This window comes from Psychrobacter sp. GW64-MNA-CIBAN-0177, assembly GCF_040309585.1.
Taxonomy (GTDB): domain Bacteria; phylum Pseudomonadota; class Gammaproteobacteria; order Pseudomonadales; family Moraxellaceae; genus Psychrobacter; species Psychrobacter okhotskensis.
Window position 1 is genome coordinate 1 of the sequence record NZ_JBEOOY010000310.1, and the last position, 265, is coordinate 265.

Below are 265 nucleotides of genomic sequence, written 5' to 3' on the forward strand. Positions count from 1 at the left end.
ATGCATGCCAGTGGCTGTTCATCGACGACAGCAAGAACGGCAGCCGACGCTGGTGCTCGATGTCGTCGTGCGGCAATCGCGCGAAGGCGTATCGCCACTATCACAAGGCGGAATGACGGGGCGGCCCGAACCTATTTCGCCGACAGCTTGCGCCACAGCGTCGTCTTGCTGATGCCGAGCATCGCGCAGGCGCGATCGCGGTCGCCGCCGCACGCATCGAGTACCGCGCGGATCTCGTCGGCTTCCGCGCGACGGCGGCGTGCGT

Annotated in this window: 2 protein-coding genes; one reads left to right on the forward strand and one right to left on the reverse strand. The window is 66.4% G+C overall.

Annotated features, from left to right (window positions below):
- The first annotated feature begins 14 nt into the window (after window positions 1-14).
- On the forward strand, window positions 15-116 hold the full coding sequence (locus tag AAEY79_RS15220; protein WP_352289316.1) for a CGNR zinc finger domain-containing protein: 102 nt from the start codon (window positions 15-17) through the stop codon (window positions 114-116).
- Between the two features lie 15 nt (window positions 117-131).
- Here AAEY79_RS15220 and AAEY79_RS15225 read toward each other — a convergent pair.
- Window positions 132-265 (reverse strand): helix-turn-helix domain-containing protein (locus AAEY79_RS15225; protein WP_352289318.1); only part of this gene is annotated, 134 nt, incomplete at its 5' end.